The sequence below is a fragment of the Corallococcus silvisoli genome (assembly GCF_009909145.1).
In the GTDB taxonomy this organism is placed as follows: Bacteria; Myxococcota; Myxococcia; order Myxococcales; family Myxococcaceae; genus Corallococcus; species Corallococcus silvisoli.
The window spans coordinates 516,150-541,799 of record NZ_JAAAPJ010000001.1 but is presented as its reverse complement, the minus strand read 5'-3'; the positions used below and the strand labels follow the sequence as shown (position 1 = coordinate 541,799).

The window sequence follows — 25,650 nt, the reverse complement described above, 5'->3', positions numbered from 1 at the left end:
TCCCGGACACCGCGAGCGACGGCGTCTACAGGTTGTACTCGGCGCGCTTGTTCTCCGCGCGCGTGGCGCACGGCTGGTCGTACTCGGGGAAGTACTCGCGCATGTGGTCCAGGGTGGAGGCGGCCTGCTTGTAGTGGCCCTGGTTGTAGTAGCCCTCCACCTCCAGCAGCAGCTTGGAGCAGGTGCGGTCCAGCTCCTGCTGGGCGCGCTTCATCTGCTCCTGCGCCTCGAAGTAGAGGTCCGGCTTGGGGTCCGGGTGGGCCTCCAGCATCAGCCACGCCTCGCGGAAGGCCTTCCAGGCCTCGTAGCGGTTGCGCGCGCCGATGTCCGGCGTCTCGAAGTTCTTGCGGCCCTTCTTGAAGGAGTCCCCGGCCTGCTGCAGCAGCTGCTGCGTGGAGAGCTGCTCCGGAAGCAGCGCGCGCTCCACCCAGACGTTCCAGATGCGCCAGGGGTCCTCGCCGGGCGGGTTGCGGGTGTTGTCGAAGATGATCCGGTTGGGTTCGCCCTTGCGCAGCTGCTGTGGCGGGATCATCAGCTCCAACGAGCGCTCCTGGCTGGCCAGCGTGTCCGGGGGCACCTTGCCCACGTCCACGCCGTTGACGCTCACCACCACTTCATCCTTGGAGATGCCCTGGGCCTGGTAGTGGAGGATGACCACCGCGCGCGTCGCGGCGACGAACTCCCACTCGAAGACCTTCATGTCCGGCCGGTACCAGGTGACGCCGTCGCCCAGGCCGAACGAGTCGGTGATGGGCTGGTTGGAGAGGCGCACCGGCTCCTCGCCCTTCTGCACCTGGTCGTTGCCGCCCAGCACCAGCCAGTACACGAGCGCGAAGAGGCCCAGCACCACCACGCCGCCGCCGGTCATCACGCCCGCGCGGACCTTGGAGTTCGCCTCCGCCCAGAACAGGCGCAGGTTGGCCATCAGCCCCGGCGTCTCACGGCGGATGCGGGCGCGCTCGGCCGCGGACAAGCCACCGCCGCCGGCGCCCGCGCGGGGGGAAGGCGCCCGAGCCACCGCGCGGGACGACTGGGACCCGGTGCGGCGCGCGGGCGGGGGCGCGGGGGCGGGCTTCTCCAGGGCCGCGGGAGCCTCTTCGTCCGGAGGCGGCTGCTGCGGCGCCGCGCGCTGCGCGTTGGAGGAGGTGGGCCGGCGGATGGCGCGCATGTTCATGCGCGTGGACTCCGCGCGGATGCCCTGCAGATCCTCCTCGTCGGCGCCTTCCGGCATGAGCGCGGCGGCCTTCTTGTTGCGCTGCTTGCGCACGGAGTCGATGGAGACGATGCGCGTGCTGTTGGCGCCGTCCTCCGCGGGCTTCTCGTCCTCGCCGGTGGTCGCCTCGTCCGCCGCCAGCGCGAAGAGGAACGTCACCGGGCCCAGCGTCAGCGTGTCGCCGTCGGTGAGCGCCTGCTTCTGCACCGCCGCGCCGTTGAGGAGCGTGCCGTTGGCGCTCTTCTGGTCCTCCACCGCGTAGCCGCCTCCGTCCTGGAAGATGCGGCAGTGGCGGCGGGAGACACCGGGGTCATACAGCACCACATCGCACTCGGAGGTGCGCCCGATGAGCACGGAGTCTTGGTCGAAGACGAACTCCTTGCCTGCGTCTTTTCCCTCGGAGATCGTCAGTTGGAAGGCCATGTCGTCCTAGGAGCCTATCGAGGCATGCACGGCTCGGGCAACGGCGGCGCGCGCGCTCGCCGGCTCCAGCACCTCCGCCTCGCCGCCGAAGGATAGCACCCACTGTGTGAGCCAGCGCTCACTGTCTCCGGCCACCCGCACCTCCACCCCGCCGTCAGCGAGCGGGCGGGCGTCCTGGCCGAAGCGCTCCTTCACGTAAGGGGCCGCCGTGGGCGTGAAGCGCACCCGGACGGAGGCCTCGCTGGTGCCGCGCGCCGGGTTGGGCACGTCCGCGCGGGCATCCGGAGGGGGCTGGAAGGCGGTGGGGGTGACGGCCAGCTCCTCCATCCGGTCCAGCCGGAACAGGCGCGCGTCCTGGCGGGTATGGCAGAAGCCCTGGAGGTACCACTGCCCCCGGTGGCTGAGCAGCTCGTAGGGGCGCACCCGGCGCGGCTCCGGAGGGCGGCCGGGGCTGGCGTAGCCGAACGTGACCTCCAGCCGCTCCAGGATGGCCCGGGTGAGCGGCCCCAGGGCCGGGGGCGCGTCCGCGGAGGCGTCGATCTTCCGGAACATGTCCCGGAAGCGCTCGCGCGCGGCGGGCGGGATGATGCCCTCCAGCTTGGTGAGGGCGCTCTGGAGGGCGTCCCCGGTGGACGGGCGCAGGAGCTCCGCCGCGGCGGCCAGGGCCGCGGCCTCTCCCGCCGTCAGCCGGGGCGGCGCGAACAGGCGCTGATCCAGGTCCACATAGACGCGGTCGTTGGCCACGTAGATGTCGATGTAGTCGTCCGGGTTGAAGGGGGGCCGGCCCACGCAGGTGAGCAGGTCCAGCTCCTCCAGCAGGTCCTCCCGGCTGATGTTGAGCGCCTTCGCCAGGGCCTCCACGGTGACGCCCGGGTGCTTGGAGACGTAGGGGACGAGGAACAGCAGGCGGCGCAGCCGCTCGTGGACGTTGCTCATGCGCTCACCCGCGGACCTTCCACCGGCGCGTGCTTCGCCAGGATGTTCGCCGCCATCTGCTCCAGGCGCGCACGGGCCTCCGGAGGCCCCTCCACGCGGCAATCCGCCCCCAGGGAGAGGACGAACCGCACCAGCCCGTCCAGGAACGTCACGGGGAAGCGGGCCCGCGCGACGCCCTCCGCCACCGGCTCCAGCGCCGCGCCGGGGAAGAGGGAGCCCGCGCGCGAGGCCTGCGGCCCGGTGAGCTGGAGCGTCACCTCCATGGGCGCGTGGAAGCGGTACTGCCAGGGGAAGTACGCCACGTGCGCGTCCAGGGAGAAGTCAGCGGGGACCTCGAAGTCCGGCGTGCGCGGCCGCGCGGTGTTCACCTTCAGCTCGCGGATGCGGTGCACGTGGAAGGTGCGCAGGCCCTGGCGCAGGTGGCAGTAGCCCACCAGCGTCCAGACGCCGCGCCGGAGCGCCAGCCCATACGGGTCCACGCGCCGCTCCGTCACCCCGTCCTTCCGGGGGCTGCCATAGGTGAGCTGCACCCACTTGTGCGCGGAGCACGCATCCCACAGCTGCTCCAGGCGGGCGGAGACCTCCTTCTCCTGGCCCTCCTGCCCGGTGCCCAGCTCCATGCGCACGCGCGGGGTGGGCAGGGACTCGCCGGCGAAGAAGCCAATCTTGCGCAGGGCGTGCGCCAGGTCGTCGCGGCCCGGGAACGCGCCCGAGGCCAGCGCGGCGGACCCGGCGGCGTAGAGCACGGCCAGCTCCTCCTTCGTCAGGTCCGCCTCCGGCAGGTAGTAGACGTCGCGGTCGACGAGGTAGCCGTCGCGCCGCTCGTCGTCGCCCTGCACGTAGCTCAGCGGGAAGCCCAGCTCGACGAGCTCCGCCTTGTCGCGCTCGAACTTGCGCTCGGCGGCGTCGTCCGAGCCGCCGTAGTCCGCGGGGAAATGCTCACGCAGTTCGGCCCAGGAGATGGGTTCCCGCGCGTCGAGCAACAGTGCCACGAGATCAAGGATGCGTTCCGTGCGGTCCATTCAGGAGATCGGTGACGATGGCGGACAGGACCCGGGAGATCAAGAGACCGGGGACTTCCGGGGTGGGGGAAGGGGGGTCCGGGGAAGGGACGAGGGGGGAACAGCGGAGATGGCTGGCGCCGTCCAGGACGGGATAGCTGCCCCGACCTGAACAGGCAAGCAGGTATTGCCATGTACCCCCTGTTTCGTCCGCGAGGCAGCAGACAACCGGGGGCGTGGGGCTCGCGCTTGGGGCGCGCCTGGGTTATTCCTTGGGCCCTGTCGATTTTTGAGTGCGAAGTGACAGCGGGTCCTCTTGGAGGCCCCGTTGGCTGCCGTGGGGCCGACACGGCGGACCGAGGCTTTGACGAGGGCACACCCATGAACCGCACCTCCCTGCTGAAGACGTGGCTGCCCGGGCTGGCGCTGGTGCTGCTGGCCCTGGTCTCCGCCCCGGCGCACGCGCGCTCGGAGCCGCTCTACTTCGCGCTGGAGGTCCGGCGCGACGGGCGGCTCATCGCCCAGCCCAAGCTGCTCGGGGAAGCGGGCCGCACCCTGCGCGCCGAGCGCCGCCGCCCGGGCGCGACGGTGCCGGACTACCGGCTGGTGCTCACGCCGAAGGGCGAGGGCGACTCGTTCCAGCTCCAGGTGGACCTGTCCCTGCCGGAGGGCGAAGGCCACTCCCAGCTCGCCCTGCTGCACGGCCAGGAGCGCAAGCTCCAGCTTGGCCGGGTGCCGGGGGAGCTGGAGGTCTCGCTGCTCCTGATGAAGGTGGACTCCCCTGAGTTCCGCGCGCTGATGCGGCTCACGGAGGAGACGCCCGGCACGGTGAAGTCCGTCTCCAGCTCCATCTAGGCGGCTTGCGCCCACGGCCGCTACAGCACCGCCAGGTCGTCGCGGTGCACCGCCTCATCCAGATAGCGGTAGCCCAGCACCGCCTCGATGTCCGCGCTCCGCCGTCCGGCGATGCGCCGGAGCTCGTTGGCGTCGTACGTGGACAGGCCCCGGGCGAACACCTCCCCGTCCGCGTCCGACAGGTCCACCGGGTCCCCCCGGCCGAACTCCCCCTCCACGGCCGTCACGCCGCTGGGCAGCAGGCTCCGCTTGCCGGTGACGATGGCCTGCTTCGCGCCCGCGTCCACCACCAGCCGGCCCCGGGGCCGCAGGGCGTGGGCGATCCACGCGGTGCGCGCGCTCCTGCGTCCGGCGGGCTCGAAGAGCGTGCCCACCGCCTCGCCCTGGAGCACGCCCCTCAGGCGGCCGGGCACCGCGCCGGAGGTGATGACGCAGGGGATGCCCAGCTCCGCGGCGCGGGCGGCGGCGCGCACCTTGGAGGCCATGCCTCCGGTGCCCACGGCGCTGGTGGCGTCGCCGGCCAGGGCCAGCACGTCGGCGGTGACGCGCGGCACGGAGGCCATGAGGCGCGCGTCCGCGTCCTTGCGCGGGTCGGCGGTGTGCAGGCCCTCCACGTCCGACAGGAGGACCAGCGCGTCCGCCTCCACCACGCCGGCCACCAGGCTGGCCAGCGTGTCGTTGTCTCCGAACTTGAGCTCGTCCACCGACACGGTGTCGTTCTCGTTGATGACCGGCACCACGCCCGCGGCCAGCAGCCGGTCCAGGGCGTGCTTCACGTTGAGGTAGCGCCGGCGCTCCTGCACGTCCTCGTGGGTGAGCAGCACCTGGGCCACCGTCCGGGACGCGTGGCTGAAGGCCTCTTCGTACGCCTGCATCAGGCGGCTCTGCCCCACCGCCGCGCACGCCTGCTTGCCCGGGATGTCCCGGGGGCGCGAGGGCAGGCCCAGCCGCTCCATGCCCAGCGCGATGGCGCCGCTGGACACCACCACCAGCTCCCGTCCCTGGGCGGCCCACAGCAGGTCCTGGCCCAGCGAGTCGAAGTGGGCGCGGTTGAAGCGGCCCGTGGCGCTGGTCAGCGCGTTGGTCCCAATCTTCACCACCACGCGGCGAGCCCCGCGCAGGGCGTTGCGTGCGGAATCAGTCACGGTGGGCAGCGTAGGCTGGAAACGGAAAGGACGCGCGCGGCCCGGCTGTTCACCAGGCTTCGTGGCGGGCGGGACGGTGGCTTTGTCATGAAACGCGGGGGCCTCCAGTCCATCCAACGCCTTGAAAGCAGCGCGGACCCTTCGATGCCCGCGCCAGGAGAAACGGTTTGAAGGAAATCTTCGGCAACACCCTGGGCCTGAAGTCGAGCGAGCAGCAGCGGCTGCGCAACACCTTCCGCCGCCGCGTGGATCCGCGCGAAATCGTGTCCGTGGAGCTTGCCCGCCACCTCACCGAGCTCTCGCACGAGCTCAACCGGCAGGTGGGCGTCCTCATCAACCGCAAGGGCGACATCGAACACGTCGTGGTGGGCAACGCGCACAAGCTGGAGCTGCCGGACATCGGCCGTGCGCGCGCCGGGCAGATCCGCCTGCGCGGCCTGCGGCTGGTCCACACGCACCTGAAGAGCGAGCCCCTGACGAAGGACGACCTCACGGACCTCGCGCTCCTGCGCCTGGACTGCGTGGCCGCCGTGGGCGTGGGGAACGAAGGCCTGCCGGGCGTGCTGCACTGGGCCTACCTGGTGCCGGAGAACGGCTCGGGGGAGTTCTGGCACCTGTCCACCCTGCCCTCCGTGCACGTCGAACAGCCGGACCTGCTGGCGACGCTGGACGCGCTGGAGGAGGAGTTCAACCGCAAGGCGGCCGCGCGCACGGTGTCCGGACGCGAGCGCGCCATCCTGGTGGCGGTGTGCCTGGACGGCAACCGCGCGCGGGCGGAGTCCTCGCTGGCGGAGCTGAAGGAGCTGGCGCGCACCGCGGGCGTGGAGGTGGTGGACAGCGTGCTCCAGATGAAGCGGGAAGCGGATCCGCGCTACCTCATCGGCCGGGGCAAGCTGGAGGACCTGAACCTGCGCTCCATGCAGTCCATGGTCGACCTGCTCATCTTCGACAAGGACCTCACCCCGTCGCAGGGCCGCCACATCGGGGACGCGACGAGCCTGAAGATCCTGGACCGCACGCAGCTCATCCTGGACATCTTCGCGCAGCGCGCGCAGACGGCGGAGGGCAAGCTCCAGGTGGAGCTGGCGCAGCTGAAGTACCGCCTGCCCCGGCTGGTGCAGGGGGATGACTCGCTCAGCCGGCTCATGGGTGGTGGCGTGGGCGGCCGCGGCCCGGGTGAGACGAAGCTTGAAATCGACCGCCGCCGCGTGCGCGAGCGCATCACGAACCTGGAGCGCCGCATCGACGTCATCAGCCGCGAGCGCGGCGTCCGGCGGGCCCAGCGCAACCGGCGCGAGGTGCCGGTCATCTCCATCGTGGGCTACACCAACGCGGGCAAGTCCACGCTGCTCAACGCCATCACCAACGCGGAGGTGCTGGCCGAGGACAAGCTGTTCGCCACGTTGGACCCCACCAGCCGGCGGCTGCGCTTCCCGCAGGAGCGCGAGGTCATCATCACCGACACGGTGGGCTTCATCCGGGACCTGCCCAAGGACCTGGTGGCCGCCTTCCGCGCGACGCTGGAGGAGCTCTACGACGCCAGCCTGCTCCTGCACGTGGTGGACGCGGGCGACCCCGCGCGCGACGACCAGGTGGAGGCGGTGGAGACCATCCTGAATTCGCTGGGCCTGATGGAGAAGCCGCGCCTGATGGTGTGGAACAAGGCGGACCTGCTGCCCGCGGACGAGGTGGAGACGCTGCTGCGCTCGCGGGGCGGCGTGGCCATCAGCGCGGCGAAGCGCGAGGGGCTGGCGACGCTCCTGGCCAAGGCGGACACCACCCTGTTCGCCGAAGGGGCGTCCGAGTCCATCGGCGTCGTGTGACGGTGGGCGGGTTGCCGGCGCGGGGGCCGTCCCCGTAGACTCAGGGGGCCTTGGCTCCCGCGCTGAACCTGCTCATCCCCTTGTTGACGGCCCAGATCGAAGGCCTGCCCGGACAGGACTCCGGGCCGGACTACGACAAGCCCGTCTCGTCCATCACCACCGGCTACATCGACCTGCTCGAGAAGAACAGCCACATCGTCTACCCGGTCATCGCCGTGGTGACGCTGCTGCTCATCGGCTGGGGCATCCTGTCCGCGTGGCGCACGCAGGACATGGACGGTCTGCAGAAGAACGAGTTCAAGCGCGCCATCATCAACCAGCTGCGCAGCAACGTGAGCGGCATGCCCGGCGACCTGCTGGGCCGCAGCATCGGGCTGGACCGGCTCAAGACGAACCGCCTGCTGGAGGAGATGCAGACGGAAGGCCTGGTGCTGAGCCACACCAATTCGGAGCGGCTCACCGTGTGGCGCGTGCGCGGCGCGAGCCCGGAAGCCAAGCCGCGCCGCTACTGAGCACCGCGGCGCGACTCAGCCGCCGGACAGCTCCGACTTCGGCTGGCGCGTCATCAGGTCCACCACCGCGTTCCGGGCGTTCTTGCCCTCGTAGGCGATGAGGTAGACCTGCTCGCAGATGGGCAGCTCCACCCCCGTCTTGAGCGACAGGTCGCGCGCGCTCTTCGCCGTCTTCACGCCCTCGGCGACCTCCTTCATGTCCGCGAGGATGTCCGGCAGCGTGCGGCCCTTGCCCAGCTCCATGCCCACGTGGCGGTTGCGGCTGAGCTCGCCCGTGCACGTGAGCACCAGGTCGCCCATGCCGGACAGGCCGGACAGCGTCAGCGGGTTGGCGCCCTTGCGCACCGCGAGCCGCGTGATCTCCGCCAGGCCGCGCGTGATGATGGCCGCCCGCGCGTTGTGGCCCATGCCCAGGCCATCCGCCATGCCCGCCGCGATGGCGATGACGTTCTTCAGCGCGCCGCCGTACTGCACGCCCACGACGTCCGTGGACGTGTACGAGCGGAAGGTGTCCGTCTGGAGCGCCTTCTGACAGCGCTGGGCCACCTTGTCCCAGTGCGACGCGATGGTCACCACCGTGGGCATGCGCCGCGCCAGCTCCTTCGCGAAGCTGGGGCCGGAGAGCACCGCGACGTACGGGTGGAACTCCTCCGGCAGGCAGTCCTCCATCAGCTCCGTCATGGTGAGGAGCGTCCCGTTCTCGATGCCCTTGGACACCGTGATCAACGGCACGCCCTTGGGCAGGAAGGACTTCGCGCGCGCGAGCACCTCGCGCGTGGCGTGGCTGGGCGTGGCGAGCACCACCATCTCCGAGCCCGCCAGCGCCTCCTCCAGGCCCGTGGTGGCGCGCACGCGCTCGGAGAGGGGGATGCCCTTGAGGTAGGTGGCGTTCTCGTGGCGGGTGTTGATGGCCTCCACGGCGCCGGGTTCGCGGCCCCAGAGCCGGACCTCGTCGCAATTCACCGCGAGCACGTTGGCGAGCGCCGTACCGAACGAGCCTGCACCGATGACACTGCCACGCATGAGATGACCTCTGTTCGAATGGGGGGATTTCAGAACACCGTGGACACGACACCCACGGACAGGGTGGGCATGAACTCCGCTTCGCCCGGACGGTCGCGGAAGTCTCCGCCAAAGGAGACAGCGTAGGACGTCTTCTCGCCGACCGGAAACTCCGCGCCCACCCGGACGAGCACCGACACATCCAGCTCCCACGAGGGCGGCACCCCGCCCAGGGGATCGCGCAGGACGGGGTGTGTATCGAAGGCCAGCAGGCAGCGCACGTCCAGGTACGGCCGCCACGCGCGGGGGCTGGACCCCTGGAAGGAGCCCACGAGCCCCGGGGCCACGTTCCAGTCGCGCCGGCCGCTCAGGTAGCGCGCGCCGTGCTCCTCCGTATCCGGAGGGCGCAGGAAGAACGCATGGCCGCCGTCCGTGACGAAGGCCAGGCTGGCGTTCTGGCCGTCCAGGAGGGTGAGGCGCGCGCTCGCGCGCACCTCGGTCATCAGGCCGTAGACGGTGTCCACGCCCAGTCCCAGGTCCAGGCGCTCCAGGACCCCGTACACGCCGCGCGCGGACACGAAGGGGAAGCCCAGCTCCATGCCCACGCCCAGGTGCCCCGCGCCCAGCGACCGTCCGCCGTAGAGCCCGTACCGGTTGGGCGTCAGGAGGGGCCGAGGGGGACGCGGGGGCCTGCCACGGCGCGCGGGAGGCGGTGGCTCGCCGAGCGGCGGCGCTTCCCCACTGGGACGCGGAGGGGCATCGCGGGGCGTGGCGGGAAGCGGCGTGTCGACGGGGGCGGAGGCCCCGGGGAAGGCATCCCAGCCCTCGTCGCCAGCGGGCGGCTCCTGGCCCTGGGAGGCGTCCGCGGCGTCGGCCTCGGGAGGAGGGGAGCGGGAGGGGCCGCTGCCCGGCGGGGTCCGGGACTTGGGAGCTTCGGGACGGGAGGAGCTGCCCGGCGCGGGCCGGGGCTCGGGGGCTTCGGGAGGGGAGAGGCTGCTCGGCTCACTCCAGGACTCGTCGGGCGTCGTGGCCCGGGAGGACGGCGGAGGCGCGGGGGTCTGGGCCCGCACGGAAGCGACCGGCGCCAGGGCCAGGAGCGACAGGGTGAGGAGACAGGGATGGCGCATGGGGACAGGGAGCGGGCAGCCTAGCCCACGCTCTGGCCCTGAACGAGGTCGGCCTGCCCGACCTCTCCTCCGCCATCCGGTCGCGTCCGGAAAGTGGCAGCCCCTCCACAATGGTGATGACGCGGGCCGGGCCCGGTCTACCATCCGCGCCCGCGCGCATGGCGTCGGTGAGGAGAGCAGACGGGATGAGGGTCGGACGGGGTGCATTGCTGATGGCGCTCGCACTGGGCGCATGCAGCAGGCCCGGCGCCAGCACGGAGACGACGGACGCGGGGACCAACGGACTGCCAGGGCGGCCGTCCCTGTTGCTCCTCCCCGCGTGCGAGGAGTTGCTGCCCGCGGACCTGCGCGACATCACCCTCAACGGCTTCACGATGAAGGAGCAGCGGGCCTGCCCCACGTGCGGGCCCGTCTGTGAACTGCGTTCGGCGGCGCTGCCGGACGTGTCCGTGTCGGTGGCGTATGACTGCCAGCCGGGCTACGCGACCGCGGACGTGCGCGCGCTGCTCGCGCCCACGCTGAACGCGGGCGGCGAGGAGGTGCCCGCGCTGGGCCGGGCCGCCGCGCGCCGCAACCCCGTGCAGGGCATGACCCAGGTGGTGGCGTGGGATGACGACTCGCCCTGCGTCGTCGTCGTCACCTGGCTGGGGGAGGATCCCGACCGCGCGCTGGACGTGGCCCGCCTCGCGGTGACGTCGCACCACGGAACGGAACAGGCCGCGGACGGGGGCGAGCTGCTCCCCGGCGACGCGGGGGACAGCCCCTTCAGGGACGCTCCGCTGGAACCGCTGGACAGCCTCACCTCGCCGCGCGCGGGAACGACGGACGTGCTCTCCGCCCCGCCGGGCGCGGGCTCCATGGCACCGCGCCCCGCCGCCCCGGTCGTCACGCCGGTCAAGCCGAAGCCCGCGCCGAAGCCCGTGACACCCGCGCCTCCGGTACCCGCTCCCGCGCCGAAGCCCGTGCACCCGGCCCCCGAGCATGCCGCGCCCGCGCCGAAGCCCGTGACGCCGGTGCCCGAGCATGCCGCGCCCGCGCCGAAGCCCGTGACGCCGGTGCCCGAGCATGCCGCGCCCCCGCATGCCGCGCCGGGCGCCCCTGACGCGGGATAGACAGCCGCCGTTTGACGGGCCTTGTCCGCCCGGCGGGCCTCCAGCCCCTGACGCCCCTCTCCAATCACAGACAGAGGGGCGCCCAGGGCCCACGACGGGTCGTGGCTGAGGCGACCGTCCGACCCGCTACAGCGTCTCCAGATACGCGACGAGGTCGTCCACGTCCGAGTCGGACAGCTGCGCCGTCAGGCCGTGCTGGTTCGACTCGCGTCCGTTCAGCAGGCGGGCCTTGAGCGTGGGCGCGCTGCCGTCGTGCAGGTATGGCGCGGTGCGGCCCACGCCCAGCAATGACGGCGTGTTGAGCCCCGCCGTGATGACCGCCGCCGCGTCCTGCAGCACGCCCGAGCGCACGAACGTGCCCACGTCCACGTTGGTGTTGTTCGTGAACGCCACGCCCGAGTGGCACGTGTCACACGCCGCCTGCTTGAAGAGCACCGCGCCGCGCGCCTGCGAGGCCGTCAGCGGCTCTCCCCGGGCTGCGTTGTCCGGCGCGGGAATCGCGTCGATGAAGGCCGCCAGCTTCGCCACCGTGTCGGCATCCAGCGACTCGCCGCCCATGCGGTCCTTCACCGTGGCGTTCATGAAGGCCCCCAGCTCGGAGAACTCACCGCTCCAGTGGAAGGGCGCCGTGGACGTCGTCATGCGGCCCGCCAGGCTGGGCGTCTGGCGAGGCCCGTCCGGGAAGCCCCACACGTGTCCGTCCTCGCGGCCCTCCAGGTGGCACGACGCACAGGAGATGACCACCGCGGGGCTCGTCATCCGTTCATCCAGCGCGGTGAAGAACAGCCGCCGCCCCTGCGCCGCCAGGGGCGCCAGCGTGTCGCCCGCGAGCGTCAGCCGGGGCATCTGCTCGCGCACGAGCCCCTCGGCCCCATCCGCGCCGCTCACCAGCGTGGTGAGCGTGTGGTCGAACGCGTTGTAGACGTACGCCTTGCGCCCATCGCGCGTGAGGGCGATGCCGTTGGGCCCCGCCCCCACGGACAGCACCTGCCGCACCGAACTCCCCGCGCTCATCAGGTCCCCCCCGGAGCGGCGCCACGCGGGCACGATGGCCACGTTGTTCGTCTCCTGGTTCACCAGGAAGAGCCACGCGCCCGTGGGGTCCACCACCGCCGCCGCCGGCCCCTGCAGGGGCGCCTCCGACGACGGGCTGGCGATGAGCGACGTGGGGTAGTCCGGCGTCTCCTCCGGCGGCGGCTTGCACTCATCCAGGTCGTCCACCACCGGCCGGGGCGCCTCCCCCGTCGCGTCGAAGGCGACCAGGCCCACCGCCACCACACCCCCACCTCCAGCCGCGCCACACGGCGTCCCGCCGCCATACATCTGCTCCCCCGGGCCGGGGTTGTTCCCATCCACGGGCCCCCCCAGCGGATCCTCGCGCGACCAGAGCACCGGCGCGAAGAGGCGCTGTCCGTCCGGCGTGCCCAGCAGGTCCACCATGCCGCGCGCCCGGAACGCCCGCGGGCCCCGCGCGGCGCCAGGCTGGGACGAGGTCCCCGTGGAAGGCGACGGGGCGAAGGCGGACGGCGGGCGGTTGGCCAGCGTGTTCAGGGCCGTGCCGTCGCGCATCACCCGGGGACGGTCCACGTTCGACAGGTCCACCGTCATCACGTCGCCCTGACGGAACAGCGACACCGCCGCCTTGCGGCCGTCCTCCAGGAGCGCGATGCCGCGCGGCTCCTGGCCCAGCGGCAGCTCCCAGCGCGCCGTGAGAGAGCCCGTGTCGATGGCGGTGAGGCTGCCCCGCGCGGCGGATTCGCGCGTGGCGCTGTTCACCACGTACAGCGTGCTGCCGTCCGGGGACACGGCCAGCCCCGTGGGCTCCACGCCCACCGGAATGCGCGCGGCCTCCACCGCGTCCCCCCGGCGGATGACGGACACGCTCCGCCCGCCCCGGTTCGTCACGTACACCGTGTCGTCCGGCCCCACCGTCACGCGCTCCGGACGCGGCCCCACCCGCACCTCGCCCACCTTCTCCCGGCGGACGGTGTCCACCACGGCGAGGATGCCGTTGTCCGCGTCCACCACGTAGAGCAGCGAGTCATCCCGGCTGAGCGCCACGGACCCGGAGGCATTGCTCCAGGTGCCCGCCACCTCGCGCTCCTTGCAGCCCGAAAGCACCAGCGTCGTCACCGCGCACAGCGCGGCCCATCCCTGCCGTCGCATCGGAATCGCCATCCCCTTCCGCGAAGGCCCGCGCGTCCCTCCGGCCCCATGCGCGCGCGCCCCACGGCCTGTCGGGAGCGTGCCGGCCCTGCTCACACGCCGTCCCGAAGGCCTCATGCTCGCCCACCCGCCCACTGGAAGTCGATGCCCCTCCACACCCACCGTATGTCCTCGAACGATGTCGGGAACCCTCCCCCCTTCACCAAAACGCCCGAGCACGGGGCCGCCGTCGCGTGTAGACACCAGGGGTCGTGTCACGTCCCGCGCCCGTCATCCTCAGCTTCCGGCGCACCTTCGCGCTGCTCATCCTGCTGGTCGTGCTGCCGTCAGCCGGCCTGTCCGGCTTCGGCGTCGTGGCCATCATCAACGAGCGCGCCGCGGTGGAGAAACGCCTGGAGGCCGCGTGGCGAGGCACGCTCGCGGACCTGTCCGCGGAGGTGCCCCGCGCGTTGACCCGCGGACGGCTGGAGCCGCGCGACAACGGCCGGCTGGCGTTCCTCCTGCCGGATGATCAGGAGCTGTCCGACCCGGACGGCACCTTCCGCGTGGAGAACGGCGTGGTGCGGACACAGGACCCGCAGCTGGCGGAGTCCCTGGCGGCGCTGGTGCCGGAGGCCGCCTCCCTGCCCACGGTGCCCACCGTCTTCTCGCTCGCCACCGGGAACCGCGCGGTGCTGGTGGCCGCCGAGCGCCAGGGCGCCTCCGTGCGGGGCGTGCGGCTGTCGAGCGTCGCGCTGGACGCGCTCCTGGCGGAGAAGGCGCAGGGACGGGCCACGTCGGAGCCGGTGCGCTTCACGCTGCTCCCCGTGCCGCGCGACACGTCCAGCGACGGCGGGCTCGTCAACCGGCTGATGTCGGAGGTGGCCCAGGCCCGGCAGAACGCCCTGGGGCCGCCGGTGCTCGCGGAGCGCGTGCTGTCCGCGCCGCTCCAGGACTTCCGCCTGGTGGTGCTGCCCACCGGCGAGGACCCCGTGGCGAGCGCCTCCACGCGCAACCGCGCCGTGTACGGCGTGCTGCTGGGCCTGTTCTACCTGACGCTCACGTTTGGCGTGGCGTACACCGGCCGGGTGCTCTACCGCGAAGCGCGCCTGTCGCGGATGAAGACGGACTTCGTGTCGCTGGTGAGCCATGAGCTGCGCACGCCGCTCACCTCCATCCGCATGTTCATCGAGACGCTGGCCCTGGGCCGGTTGAAGGACCCCGCGCAGACCCAGGAGGTGCTGGACCTGCTGACGCGCGAGACGGAGCGCCTGTCGGACCTCATCGAGCGGGTGCTGGACTGGGCGCGCATCGAGAGCGGCCGCAAGGTGTACCAGCGCGAAGCCCTGCCGGTGGCGAACGTGGTGGACTCGGCGGTGGCGGCCTTCCGCGCGCAGCGGCTGGGCGACGGCATGGAGCTCACCGTGCAGGTGGATGACGGACTGCCCCCGGTGGAGATGGACCGCGTCGCGGTGGCGGGCGCGCTGCTCAACTTGTTGCAGAATGCCTACAAGTACAGTGGGCCCACGAACCGCAGGATCGCCCTCCGGGCGCGGAGGGACGGCAGACACGTGAACCTGTCGGTGGAGGACAACGGGGTGGGAATCGCCAGGAAGGACCGCAAGCGCATCTTCGAGCGCTTCTACCGCGTGGACAACCTGCTCACGCGCAAGACGGAGGGCAGCGGACTGGGGCTCGCCATCAGCAAGCGCATCGTGGAGGCGCACGGCGGCCGCATCACGGTGCAGAGCGAGCCCGGCCAGGGCAGCCGCTTCACCATCCAGCTCCCGGTAGGCCGCGCATGAGCACGCCCGAGGAGAAGCCCCGGCGCATCCTCGTCGTGGAGGACGACCTGTCCATCCTCACCGGCGTGTCCATGAACCTGCGCTTCGAGGGCTACGAAGTCCTCCAGGCCCAGGACGGCCGGACGGGCCTGGCGCGCGCGCTGGATGACTCGCCGGACCTGCTGGTGCTGGACCTGATGCTCCCGGAGCTGAACGGCTACGAGGTGATTCGCGAGCTGCGCCAGCGCGGCCGCGACACGCCCGTGGTGGTGCTGTCCGCCCGGGGCCAGGAGTCGGACAAGATATTGGGCCTCAACCTGGGCGCGGACGACTACGTGGTGAAGCCCTTCGGGCTGCAGGAGCTGCTCGCGCGCATCAAGGCGGTGCTGCGCCGCAGGTTCGGGGCCACCGGCACCACCCCGCCACCGGTGTCGTTTGGAGACGTGAAGGTGGACCTGTCCCAGCGCACGGTGGCGCGCGACGGGCAGCCGGTGGAGCTGACGGCGCAGGAGTTCAAGCTGCTGGCGCACTTCCTGGCCCACCCGGGCCGCACCTTCACCCGCGAGGAGCTGCTGTCCGGCGCGTGGGGCTACCACTACGAAGGCAGCGCGCGCACGGTGGACAACTTCATGCGCCAGCTGCGGCTGAAGTTCGAAGCGGACCCCGAGGCGCCCCGGCACTTCCTCACGGTGCGCGGCCTGGGCTACCGCTTCGAGCGCTGATGCACGCGCCGCCTCACGTCCCGGCGACGCCAATCTGGCGCAGGTCCTCCAGGTCGAAGGGCTTGCCGTCGAAGCGGCCGTAGCGCTCGCGCAGCGTGAGGCCGCTGGCGGTGAGGGCGGCCTCCAGCTCCTCCGGCGGGAAGTGGCGCAGCTTGAGGCGGCGGATGGGACTGGCGCCCCCCGCCTGACGCCGCTCGCGCAGGTGCAGGGCGAACAACGGGCGGCGGGGCTCCACCGCGGCGCCGGGCTCGTCGTCGTCGCGCGGCAGCACGGGCTCGCGCGGGGCGTTGAGCACGTCGTAGATGAAGGTGCCGCCAGGGGCCAGGTGGTGGCGGACGGTGGCGAGGAACGCCTCCACGTCATCGCGTCCGGTCATCAGCCCCAACGCGTGCTGCGGGGCGAGCACCAGCGGGAACTTCTCCGGCAGCCGCAGCGTTCGCGGATCCGCGGCCAGCAGGCGCGTGCGCCCGGAGACGTCCGGGGACTCGGAGGCGCGGCGCTCCTCGGCGGAGCGGATCATCGCTTCGGAGGGGTCCACCCCCACGGTGGTGAAGCCGTGGCCCGCCAGCGCCCAGGGCACCCGGCCGTTGGCCGCCCCCAGCACCAGCACGGGCTCGCCGTGCTCCGACGCCTGCCGTGTGTAGAAAACAAGGTCCGGCTCCTGTCCCACCAGGGACAGGGGGGTGCGGCCGCGTGCGTCGTTCCCAGCCATTGCCCAGGCCCTAGCACGGTTGGGGGGCGCTCCGGGACCCCGGTGTTCACAGCCTGGGCAATCCCTTGCCCACCTCCTGTCACTCAACCAACGGCCGCATGGGCCTTCCGGCGCTTGTCGGCCCCGCGGGGCTGGCACCCTCCTTGCCTTGGATGCTTCAGACGAGGGAGGGCCACCATTGGCCCCTCCGCTCCGCGAGTGTGAGGTGGTCCGCATATGAGGCACGGGTGGTGGTGGACGGGAACGGTCCTGCTGATGGGAGCACTGGGGTGGGCGGGCTGCGGCGACGGTGCCGCGCGCCACGGGGATGATCCGATGGTGCCGGCGGCGCCCGAGCAGGACCCCCAATCCCCAGACGCGGGCCCGGGCGGCACGGGCATCACGGACGCGGGCACCGACGCGGGCACCGGCGGCACGGACGCGGGCACCGACGCGGGCACCGGCGGCACGGACGCGGGCACCGACGCGGGCACGCCGGAGACGGTGCAGACCTATCCCCTGCCCTCCGCGCCGGGCTGGACGTTCTACAACCAGCAGCGGGGCGCGCCGCGCTACGTGTATGGCATCACCGCCGACCAGGGCGGCAACGTGTGGGTCGCGGGCGGCGAGGAGGGGCTCTTCCTGCTCAAGAAGGGCGACACCACCTTCCAGCGCTTCACGATGTCCGAGGGCCTGCGCCCCTTTGGCCGCATGCGCGACGGCGTGGGCGGCCCGCCGCCGGGCATGCCGTACCTCAAGGTCATCTCCGTGGCGGGCGGTCGCGACGGCACGGTGTTCGTGGGCTACGCCGGCAAGCCGCCCCAGCCGGGCAAGCCCACCTGCGAGGACGAGTGGGACCAGGCGGAGAACGCCCACCGCGAGCCGGACGCGAGCGTCTACAAGAGCGGTGACGCGGACAAGGTGACGCTGAAGGCGAACGGCACGCTGGAGGTCGTGCACTACGACATCCACACCGGCCCCACCAAGGTGGCGGCCGAGATGCGCGGGCGCGAGAAGCTCTGCACCATCTACCGCATCGCCTACGACCCGGTGAAGGAGGTCGTCTGGTTTGGCGGCAACCACGGCTTCGCCATGGGCAACGCGAAGTTCGACGGCAACGTCCCGTCCTACTGCTGGGATCCGCGCCCCTGGAACACGCAGCAGAGCCCTCAGTTCAAGTGGGAGTTCCAGTGCGCGGGCCTCTACGAGCACGTGCACCCCGCCATCACGGGCGCCGGCGGCGAGCTGCTGTCGGACCGCTACTACGGCATCGCCATCACCGAGAACCACGACGTCTTCTTCGGCGGGCAGATCCGCTCCACGCGCTTCTATTACGGCTCGAACGGCGACAACTACTGGTCGGGCCAATCCCAGACAGAGGACGCGGCGTATGAAGGGAACCGCATCGACATCTGGCCGGATCAGGTGGCGAACTACCCCACCGCGGCGCAGCGCGTGGACGACAACGTCTCCGGCATGGCGCTGGCCAGCAACGGCGGCGTGTGGGCCAGCTCGTTCTATTACGGCCTCGCGCGCCTGAGCGCCAACGGCACCGTGGAGACGCGCGTGATGCAGGACCTGGTCAACTACACGCCCGCCAAGGGCGGCAACGCCGCGATGGCGCCCACCTCCGCGGTGGCCACGGATCCACGGGATGGCAGCCTCTGGGTGGGCGCCAACTGGTGGGGGGGCATCACCCGCCTGAAGGACGGCGCCACCGTGAAGTACAGCGGTGACGTCTTCGGCAACACGCTCACGTCCGTCAGCAGCGTGTCCGACATCCAGTTCGACCGCTCCGGCAGCCGGCGCCGCGTCCTCGTCTCCTTCGAGGGCACCAAGAACGCGAAGACAGGGGTCGTCACGCCGGGCCTCATCGGCATCTACGACGGCGACTGACGCGCCACCTCCACGGCGAGGTCACTCACGGCCGTCCTCCCGGACATGGGGAGGGCGGCCGCGGTGTTTGACGCGCGCATCACTGCTCCTCGCTTGCGCGAGACGCATCGCGCGTCCCCGGAAGTGCCTCCCCTGGGCACCCGTGGAGCCTGGCGGTGGAGGCGGCTTTCCTCCGGCCTCCAAGACGGCCGGCCTCGCGCCTCGCGCCACCGCACTCAAGGCGGGCCTCGTTTTCCGGAGCACGACAGCCGCTGGGCGGCGTGGCTTTCGCAGAGCGGCGACAGCCACCGACCGCATGCCTGCCCTGGAGCTCCATCCGTGAAGTGTGCCCCCCTCTGTCTCTCTTTGTTCGCCGCCGTGCTCCTCCAACCGCTCCAGGCCCGGGCCGGGTTGGAGCGGGACATCCCCGCTGGCTCGGAGCCCTTCTCCGTCTTCCACACCCTCCCCCAGCCGCCCCCGGAGGACGCCGTGCGCTACGTGGATGCGGCCAGCACGGAGCCTGGGGATGGCAGTCAGGCCCGCCCGTGGCGGCACATCCAGGAGGCCCTCCGCCAGCTGCGTCCGGGTCAGCTCGCCTACGTGGCCGGGGGCGTCTACGAGGAGAACCTCCTCTGGGACCAGGCGGTGGATGGCACCGAGGAGGCGCCCATCGTCCTGCGGGCCCTGCCGGGCACCCGCCCCGTCCTGCGCAACCGGGGGAAACGGCCGCTGCTGGAGGTGACGAAGAGCTATTGGATCATCGACGGGTTCAACCTGGACGGCGCGGGCGTGCGCAGTCCCCAGGTCCGGTTCACCGGCGACGGCGCGCACCACGTGCTGCTGCGCCGCGGCTCGCTGGTCGGCGCGGGCGGCGGCGCGGCGCTCTTCATCGGGAAGGGGGCCCACCACATCCAGGTGGACCACACGAGCCTGTCCGGCACCTCCAACTGGAGCGACCTGCGCGAGGACGCGGTCTGCCAGACGACGGCGGACTGCGCCGCCTACGAGCCCACCCCGGCCGTGGGCCTGGTGTGCGTCACCGGCGGACGCTGCGCCACGCGGCAGGACGGCCACGGCGTCAGCATCTATCCGGACACCCATCACGTGCTGCTCACGTCCAACTTCTTCTGGAACAACTCCGGGGACGGCGTGCAGTGCGTGGGCCCCGCCTACGCGGAGCCGGGAGTGGGGACGCGGCGCCCCCATGACGTGTTGATGCAAGGCAATACCTTCACCAACAGCCCCAGCTTCGACGGCAACACGGAGAACGCCGTCGACATCAAGGATTGCGACCGCGTCACCTTGAGCGGCGGGCGGATGCAGCACTTCCGCCCCACGCGCAACGTCCGGGGCAACTCCAGCCAGGGCGAGGCCATCCTCATCCACTTCGACGCGCAGGGGGTGCTCGTGGAAGGGCTGGACCTGTCCGACGCGTGCCGGGCCGTGGGCCTGGGGCGCTCGGTCGAGGGCGAGCAGCTGGCCAACGTCGTGATCCGCCGCAACGTCTTCCACGACCCGCCGCCCCGGAGCGCGCGGTGCGCTTCCGACGGCGTGTGGATGACCCAGGTGAAGGGCGTGGACCTGTACCACAACACCTTCGATGGCTTCGAAGGCGCGGCCGTGTCGGTGGGCGAGGACGTCGCCAGGCCCGCCGTCATCGACGTCGACATCTGGAACAACATCTTCAAGGGAGACCGGGGCTACTACCTGGGCGCGCACCGCGCGGGCGTCGTCGGCCTGGAGAGCGGCTACAACCTCTTCGCCAGCGACACCGGCAAGCAGCTGCGCTGCAACTTCAACCCCGTCTACCTGGAGGGCTGGAGTGCCTGTCCTGGCTTCGACCCGCCCCTGGACTCCGGAGGCACCAGCCGCGTCGGGGAGCCGCTGTTCTCCTCGCCCGCGCGGGACACCGAGCCCGGCTCGCCCGCGCGCGACATGGCGCTCGACGACGGGGACGGCGCCGCCTACTGCGGGGACGGGCCGGACGTAGGCGCCAGGGAGAGCTGCTCCACCGGTCCCCAGAGTCCCACCATCCTGCCCCCGTCCGCGGCGTGGGGGCTCCAGCAGGGCACGCCCGAGGATGACCTGTTCGCGGCCATCGCGGTGGGCAGCGAGGGCGAGCTGTTCTACGCGGGGGCCACGCGGGGCGCCTTCAGCGACGTCCCACAGGGAGGCTGGGACGCCACCCTCGGCCGCGTCTCCGCGGACGGACACCCTGGCTGGTCCCGCGCGCTGGGGGGGCCGGGGGACGAACAGGCCTGGGCGCTCGCCGTGGACGCGCGCGGACAGGTGTTCATGGCGGGCGCCACCACGAGCGACCTCTCGGAGCCGCTCGCCGGCGAGAGCGACGGCTTCATCGCGAAATTCACTCCGGACGGAGAGCGGCTGTGGGTGCGCCAGTTCGGCTCGGAAGGGATGGACGTCTTCTACGGCCTCGCCACCGACGGCGCGTCCGTGTACGCCGCCGGCACCACGACGGGCAGCTTCCCCGGCCAGCCCCACCACCCGTCACCGGGAGGCGACGCGCTGCTGGTGAAGGCGGACGCGGACGGGAACACCGTCTGGACGCGCGTGTGGGGCATCCACAAGAACGAGGTCCTCAAGGCCGTGGCGTACGCCCAGGACAGCGTCTACGTGCTGGGCGAGGTCACCAACCAATACCTCTTCGTGACGAAGCTCACCGCCGACGGGACGCTCCTCTGGCAACGCCAGTACACGCTGAACCGCGCGCAGGGCACGGCCCTCGCCACGGACGCGGCGGGCCACGTCTACGCCCTGGGCGCCTTCGTGCCCGCCACGAACCGCTTCACGCCCTGGCTGCTCAAGCTGGACTCCACGGGCCACGAGGTGTGGACGCGCACCACGTTCGCGGAGAGCGCCGTCGCCTTCGCGGGGATGGCGTGCGACGCCCAGGGGAGCGTGCTGATGGCGGGGCGCGACAGCCACAACCGGGGCCTGTGGAAGGTGTCCCCCGACGGCGCCCTGAGCTGGCTGGCGGACCACCCTGGAAACAGCGACCTGACCAGCCTCACCCGGGCGGTGGCGGTGGACGCGCGGGGCGGCGTCTTCCTCGCCGGAGAGACCGGGAGCAGCCTCTTCGCCCCCCTCCAGGGAGGGCTGGATGCTTGGCTGGTGAAGTACCCCGCCCCACAGCCATGACGCACCCAGCCCGGTCGGGGACCGGGCGAGCCCCGCGCGTTGACAGAAGGCCCACGCGGACCGGAAGCCGTCTAGGATGTCGGCCCGCTCATGCCCTCCGTGCCTCCAGTCCCCATCCCCACGCACACCGTCGTCGCCGCGCGGGCGCAGGGGGAGCGGCTGTCCGCGCAGCGCTTCCACCTGGTGCTGCTGGACACCGAACGCGCGGGCACGGTGTACCCGCTGGCCACCGAGGACCTGCGCGTCGGCAAGTCCACCGACAACGACGTCGTCATCGACCACCCCACGGTGAGCCGCAACCACCTGGTGGTGCGCCGGCGGGGCGACCGGTTCCTCGTGCAGGACCTGGACTCCACCAACGGCACCTTCCTGGACGGAGCCCAGGTGCGCGAAGCGTACCTGCGGCCCGGCGCCCTGCTGGAGGTGGGCGACGTGCGCCTGCGCTTCAGCCCGCAGATGGCGCCGGTGCAGGTGGAGCCCACCCTCGAGGACCGGCTGGGCGACCTCGTGGGCCGCAGCGTGCCCATGCGGCAGATCTTCGCGCTCCTGCAGCGCATCGCCCCCACGGACTCCACCGTGCTGCTGGTGGGCGAGACGGGCTCCGGCAAGGGCGCGGGCGCCAAGGCCATCCACAAGCTGAGCCCCCGCACGGCCGGCCCGCTGGTGGTCTTCGACTGCGCCAGCGTGTCCGACTCCCTCATCGAGAGCGAGCTGTTCGGCCACGAGAAGGGCGCCTTCACCGGCGCGGTGGGCCAGCGCATCGGCTGCCTGGAGCGCGCGCACGGCGGCACGCTCTTCCTGGATGAAATCGACGACCTCGCCCTGGACTTGCAGCCCAAGCTGCTGCGCGCCATCGAGGACCGCGAGTTCCGCCGCCTGGGCTCCTCGACGCCCATCTCCTTCGACGCGCGCATCGTGGTGGCCAGCAAGAAGGACCTGTGGGCGGAGACGCAGGCGGGCCGCTTCCGCGAGGACCTCTACTTCCGTCTGTCTGTCTTCACCGTCAGCCTGCCGCCCCTGCGCGACCGCAAGGAGGACATCCCGCTGCTGGTGGAGGCCTTCGCGGGCGAGGGCCTCTGGCCCCGGCTGCCGGAGAAGATCCAGGAGCAGTTCCTGGGGCACACGTGGCCGGGCAACGTGCGTGAACTGCGCAACGCCCTGGAGCGCGCCCGCCACATGGTGGACATCCCGGGGCTCACCGGGGACAACCTCCTGCGCGAATTCACGCGCGACGTCCCCACTCCCGCCGGGGACTTCCTGCCGGTGGAGTTCACCGGACCGTTCAAAGTGTGCAAGGACGAACTCGTGCGTGCCTTCGAGCGCGAGTACCTGACGCGCCTGCTGGGCCGCGCCCGGGGGAACATCGCCCGCGCCGCCCGGGAGGCGGAGCTGGACCGGAAGCATCTCTATTCGCTGTTGCACAAGTACGGACTGGTGCAGAGCGAGGCGGATTGACCCCCGTGCGATGGTGGCATCCGCTTTCGCGGTCCACCGGTTTCATGGAGGGGTGAAATGAAGATGCGTCCGTCTCGTTGGCTTGGCGCTTTGTGCGCCGGTGTCTTGATGATGCATGCAACGGGTTGCTTCGGCTCGTTCACGCTCACGCAGAAGATCTGGCAGTTCAACAAGGGCGTCTCCGGGAACAAGTTCGTGCAGTGGTTGGTGTTCCTGGTCTTCGTCATCGTGCCTGTCTATGAGATCGGCACGCTGGTGGACGCGCTGGTCATCAACAGCATCGAGTTCTGGAGCGGCAACAACCCGGTGGGCAGCGTGCAGGGGGAGGACCCGAACACGCGCATCGTGAAGCTGAGCCCCACGGACACGCTGAAGATGACCCGCGACGTGGAGTCCGGCGTCATGCGTCTGGAGTTGCAGCGCGAGGGCCAGGCCCCGGTGGTGCGCTACTTCGAGCCGCTGGAGGACGGGCTGGTCGCGCGCGACGAAGCGGGCGCCCTGCTCATCCGCGCGCAGGGACAGCACGACGGCGCCGTGAAGGTGACGGATGCCACCGGCAGCACGGTGACGGTGCATGCCCGGGACGCGGTGGACACCGCGCGGCAGCTCTTCCTGGACGGCGGCGCGCCGGCGCTGGCGCAGTTCGCCACGCACCAGGGCCAGCTCGACCAGGGCATGGCCTCGCTCAACACCTGCGCGCCGTAGCACCGCCGCGCCAGGGGCTTCCGGTGCCGCCCACCGGAAGCCCTCGGTGCGGCCTCAAGGCGCGGGCGTTTCGCCCACCACGTCGCCCAGGTCCGGGCCGAAGCCCGCATCGAGCGCCACGGAGGAGAACGTCCCCTCCATGCTGCGCCCCGCGCCGTAGCCGGCGCCCTTCTTGAACGACAGGGAGAAGTCCCCGCGCGTGGCCTCGCCCGGGTTGCCGCCCGCCTCCAGCACCAGGTCGCCGCGCTCCACCTGGGTGAAGACGCGCGCGGGCTCGCCCGCGGCCACGTGCACCACCGACGCGCGGTCGCGGCCAGACGGCGTGGTGCCGCCCAGCTGCACCTTGGTGCCCGGCTTCAGGTCCACGCCCTCGGTGTCCACCGTGAGCCGCGCGACCAGGTCCACGTCCAGGCCGTTGTTGCGGAAGTAGCTGACCTGGAGCGCCTCCGCGTTGCGGCGGATCTCCACCTTGGCCACGTCCGTGACCGGGAACAGCTCCGACACGCTCCCGGACAGCTCATTGTCTCCCCGGCACGCGACGATGCCCGCGCCACACAGCAGCCCCGCGAGCCCCAGCGCCGCCGCGGCGCGCCCCACGAGGCTCACCGCTCCACCGCCAGCGTCAGGGCCTGGGTCGTCGCCGCGCGGTAGAGCACCACGCGCTGCCCGGAGGACAGGAACGCCAGCTTCGGCGACCACGCGCCATCCGTGTCCACCGTCACCTCGCGCCACTGCCCCTCCACGCGCGTGGCGATGACCAGCGCGTCGTCCGACGGCGAGCAGCTGCCCTCGTTGCGCCCGGACTCCAGCGAGCAGATGTAGAACGCGATGGACGGGTCGTGCGTCGTCGGGTCGAACGCCAGCGACGGGTACCAGCCGCCGGAGCCCGCCTGGTACACCGGATCCGGCGTCGACCAGTCCCTCGCCGCCGCGCACTTCGTCCCCGTCGTGCCGTCGCAGGTGATGAGCGTGAGCCGGCTGTTGGAGCGATCCACCGCGGCGATGCCGAAGCCCTTCGTCGAGTCATACGCGAGCGACGCGCCCAGCATCGTGTTGCCCACCGCCTGCACCTGCACCGGAGGCGTCCACGAGACGCCGTCCGTGTTGCGGCGCTGGAAGTACACGTTCTGCCCGGGCGCATCCGCGGAGCCGAAGGCCTGGTCGAACACCAGCGCCGGCTGCCCGCCCGCCATCAGCATCTGAAGGTGCCCGCCGTACGCGCCCTTCTGGTCGCCGCCGGACGCCACCACCCTGTGCTGCCACGCCGTGGGGCCGCCGCTCGCCAGCTCCACGTCGCTGCCCGCCCAGTCCTGCTGCGGGAACTGCCCGTTGTGCCCGTCACGGTAGACGACCAGCGCCTCGTTGCCGCTGAAGACGATGGAGGGATTGAGCCCCACGAGGAAGCCCGTGTCGCTCACCGGATTGCCCGCGACCGCCTCGTCGCCCTTCGTCACCGCGATGCGCTCGGTCCAGGTGCCGTTCGCGTTGCGGTAGGACACCGCCAGGTCGCTCTGGAGCCAGAAGACGGACTGGTCGCTGCCGCCGCCCAGGTAGCTCACCGTGGGCTGCCCCGTCGGGCCGAACGCCAGCGACACGCCATACACGCGCTGCACGGTGGCGATCTTCTCCGACGTGGCCTGCACCTGGCCGTCGCGCACCTCGCGGTAGCGCAGCTCGGAGTCCTTGTCGTTCACCTTCACGAAGTACGCGATGCCGATGCGGTCCTCCGGGCCCACCGCCATCGCGATGGAGGAGATGGCGTGCAGCTCGCTGGGCTCCGTGTCCACCGTCAGCCGCACGAACGGCGTCTGCGTCGTTCCGCCGTCGTCGGGCTTCGTGCCTGCGTCGGGGTTGGCCGGCTTGCCGCCGCCACATCCCAGTGCGAGCACCGCTCCCAGTAGCCACGCGTGTCGTTTCATGCGGTTCCTCTCCTGGATTCAATCGGCCTGCTAGAGCGCGCCATCC

20 protein-coding genes are annotated in these 25,650 nt (G+C 71.7%); 10 read left to right on the top strand and 10 right to left on the bottom strand.

Annotated features, from left to right (window positions below; translation table 11 throughout):
- Positions 1-25: 25 nt before the first annotated feature.
- The 3 genes from GTY96_RS02100 to GTY96_RS02090 are packed head-to-tail and all read right to left on the bottom strand — an operon-like array spanning position 26 to position 3,594.
- Entirely contained in the window at positions 26-1,636 is a 1,611-nt protein-coding gene (locus tag GTY96_RS02100; protein ID WP_143898002.1) for an FHA domain-containing protein, read from the bottom strand.
- A gap of 6 nt (positions 1,637-1,642) precedes the next feature.
- Positions 1,643-2,572, bottom strand: coding sequence for a helix-turn-helix transcriptional regulator (locus GTY96_RS02095; RefSeq protein ID WP_143898000.1), 930 nt, complete (start codon positions 2,570-2,572; stop codon positions 1,643-1,645).
- The gene (locus tag GTY96_RS02090; protein ID WP_143897999.1) at positions 2,569-3,594 is read right to left on the bottom strand and encodes a helix-turn-helix transcriptional regulator; all 1,026 of its coding nucleotides are present in this window, start codon (positions 3,592-3,594) and stop codon (positions 2,569-2,571) included. The genes GTY96_RS02095 and GTY96_RS02090 overlap by 4 nt, the downstream gene beginning before the upstream one ends.
- 360 nt (positions 3,595-3,954) lie before the next feature.
- Between GTY96_RS02090 and GTY96_RS02085 the strand changes: the two genes are divergently transcribed.
- Positions 3,955-4,428 carry a hypothetical protein gene (locus tag GTY96_RS02085; protein ID WP_161663713.1) on the top strand — a complete coding sequence of 158 codons (474 nt, stop codon included), beginning with the start codon at positions 3,955-3,957 and terminating at the stop codon, positions 4,426-4,428.
- Positions 4,429-4,448: 20 nt separating this feature from the next.
- On the opposite strand, the gene proB is transcribed toward GTY96_RS02085, so the two are convergent.
- On the bottom strand, positions 4,449-5,573 hold the full coding sequence (proB, locus tag GTY96_RS02080) for a glutamate 5-kinase (protein ID WP_161663712.1): 1,125 nt from the start codon (positions 5,571-5,573) through the stop codon (positions 4,449-4,451).
- A 167-nt stretch (positions 5,574-5,740) separates the two neighbouring features.
- Here proB and hflX point away from each other — a divergent pair, with 167 nt between their 5' ends.
- The gene (hflX, locus tag GTY96_RS02075) at positions 5,741-7,396 is read left to right on the top strand and encodes a GTPase HflX (RefSeq protein WP_143897994.1); all 1,656 of its coding nucleotides are present in this window, start codon (positions 5,741-5,743) and stop codon (positions 7,394-7,396) included.
- Between the two features lie 50 nt (positions 7,397-7,446).
- Positions 7,447-7,908, top strand: coding sequence for a hypothetical protein (locus GTY96_RS02070; protein ID WP_235685285.1), 462 nt, complete (start codon positions 7,447-7,449; stop codon positions 7,906-7,908).
- Between the two features lie 15 nt (positions 7,909-7,923).
- Here the strand turns inward: GTY96_RS02070 and GTY96_RS02065 are convergent, their stop codons facing one another.
- Together GTY96_RS02065 and GTY96_RS02060 are read right to left on the bottom strand one after the other, a co-directional pair.
- Complete coding sequence (locus GTY96_RS02065; protein WP_161663711.1) at positions 7,924-8,931, bottom strand: NAD(P)H-dependent glycerol-3-phosphate dehydrogenase; 1,008 nt, start codon at positions 8,929-8,931, stop codon at positions 7,924-7,926.
- 29 nt (positions 8,932-8,960) lie between these two features.
- Positions 8,961-10,037, bottom strand: a complete 1,077-nt coding sequence (locus GTY96_RS02060; RefSeq protein ID WP_161663710.1) for a hypothetical protein — start codon at positions 10,035-10,037, stop codon at positions 8,961-8,963.
- A 185-nt stretch (positions 10,038-10,222) separates the two neighbouring features.
- Between GTY96_RS02060 and GTY96_RS37090 the strand changes: the two genes are divergently transcribed.
- Complete coding sequence (locus GTY96_RS37090; protein ID WP_186001722.1) at positions 10,223-11,149, top strand: hypothetical protein; 927 nt, start codon at positions 10,223-10,225, stop codon at positions 11,147-11,149.
- A 126-nt stretch (positions 11,150-11,275) separates the two neighbouring features.
- On the opposite strand, the gene GTY96_RS02050 is transcribed toward GTY96_RS37090, so the two are convergent.
- Positions 11,276-13,315, bottom strand: coding sequence for a c-type cytochrome (locus GTY96_RS02050; protein WP_161663709.1), 2,040 nt, complete (start codon positions 13,313-13,315; stop codon positions 11,276-11,278).
- Between the two features lie 251 nt (positions 13,316-13,566).
- On the opposite strand from GTY96_RS02050, the gene GTY96_RS02045 reads away from it, so the two are divergent.
- Entirely contained in the window at positions 13,567-15,099 is a 1,533-nt protein-coding gene (locus tag GTY96_RS02045; protein ID WP_143897986.1) for a sensor histidine kinase, read from the top strand.
- Positions 15,096-15,800 carry a response regulator transcription factor gene (locus tag GTY96_RS02040; protein ID WP_143897985.1) on the top strand — a complete coding sequence of 235 codons (705 nt, stop codon included), beginning with the start codon at positions 15,096-15,098 and terminating at the stop codon, positions 15,798-15,800. The genes GTY96_RS02045 and GTY96_RS02040 overlap by 4 nt, the downstream gene beginning before the upstream one ends.
- 13 nt (positions 15,801-15,813) lie before the next feature.
- On the opposite strand, the gene GTY96_RS02035 is transcribed toward GTY96_RS02040, so the two are convergent.
- Positions 15,814-16,512 (bottom strand): class I SAM-dependent methyltransferase, encoded by a 699-nt coding sequence (locus GTY96_RS02035; protein WP_143897983.1) that lies wholly within the window; start codon positions 16,510-16,512, stop codon positions 15,814-15,816.
- Positions 16,513-16,767: 255 nt separating this feature from the next.
- Between GTY96_RS02035 and GTY96_RS02030 the strand changes: the two genes are divergently transcribed.
- The 4 genes from GTY96_RS02030 to GTY96_RS02015 all read left to right on the top strand — a co-directional run bounded on the left by GTY96_RS02030 (position 16,768) and on the right by GTY96_RS02015 (position 23,685).
- Entirely contained in the window at positions 16,768-18,387 is a 1,620-nt protein-coding gene (locus GTY96_RS02030; RefSeq protein WP_235685284.1) for a ligand-binding sensor domain-containing protein, read from the top strand.
- A gap of 318 nt (positions 18,388-18,705) precedes the next feature.
- Complete coding sequence (locus GTY96_RS02025) at positions 18,706-21,525, top strand: right-handed parallel beta-helix repeat-containing protein (RefSeq protein ID WP_161663707.1); 2,820 nt, start codon at positions 18,706-18,708, stop codon at positions 21,523-21,525.
- Between the two features lie 90 nt (positions 21,526-21,615).
- Positions 21,616-22,980: a sigma 54-interacting transcriptional regulator gene (locus GTY96_RS02020; protein WP_143897977.1), complete on the top strand. Its 1,365-nt coding sequence runs from the start codon at positions 21,616-21,618 to the stop codon at positions 22,978-22,980.
- Between the two features lie 108 nt (positions 22,981-23,088).
- Positions 23,089-23,685: a DUF3332 domain-containing protein gene (locus GTY96_RS02015; protein WP_370456538.1), complete on the top strand. Its 597-nt coding sequence runs from the start codon at positions 23,089-23,091 to the stop codon at positions 23,683-23,685.
- A 54-nt stretch (positions 23,686-23,739) separates the two neighbouring features.
- On the opposite strand, the gene GTY96_RS02010 is transcribed toward GTY96_RS02015, so the two are convergent.
- Together GTY96_RS02010 and GTY96_RS02005 are read right to left on the bottom strand one after the other, a co-directional pair.
- The gene (locus tag GTY96_RS02010) at positions 23,740-24,291 is read right to left on the bottom strand and encodes a hypothetical protein (RefSeq protein WP_161663706.1); all 552 of its coding nucleotides are present in this window, start codon (positions 24,289-24,291) and stop codon (positions 23,740-23,742) included.
- On the bottom strand, positions 24,288-25,604 hold the full coding sequence (locus GTY96_RS02005) for a hypothetical protein (protein ID WP_143897971.1): 1,317 nt from the start codon (positions 25,602-25,604) through the stop codon (positions 24,288-24,290). The genes GTY96_RS02010 and GTY96_RS02005 overlap by 4 nt, the downstream gene beginning before the upstream one ends.
- Positions 25,605-25,650: the final 46 nt, after the last annotated feature.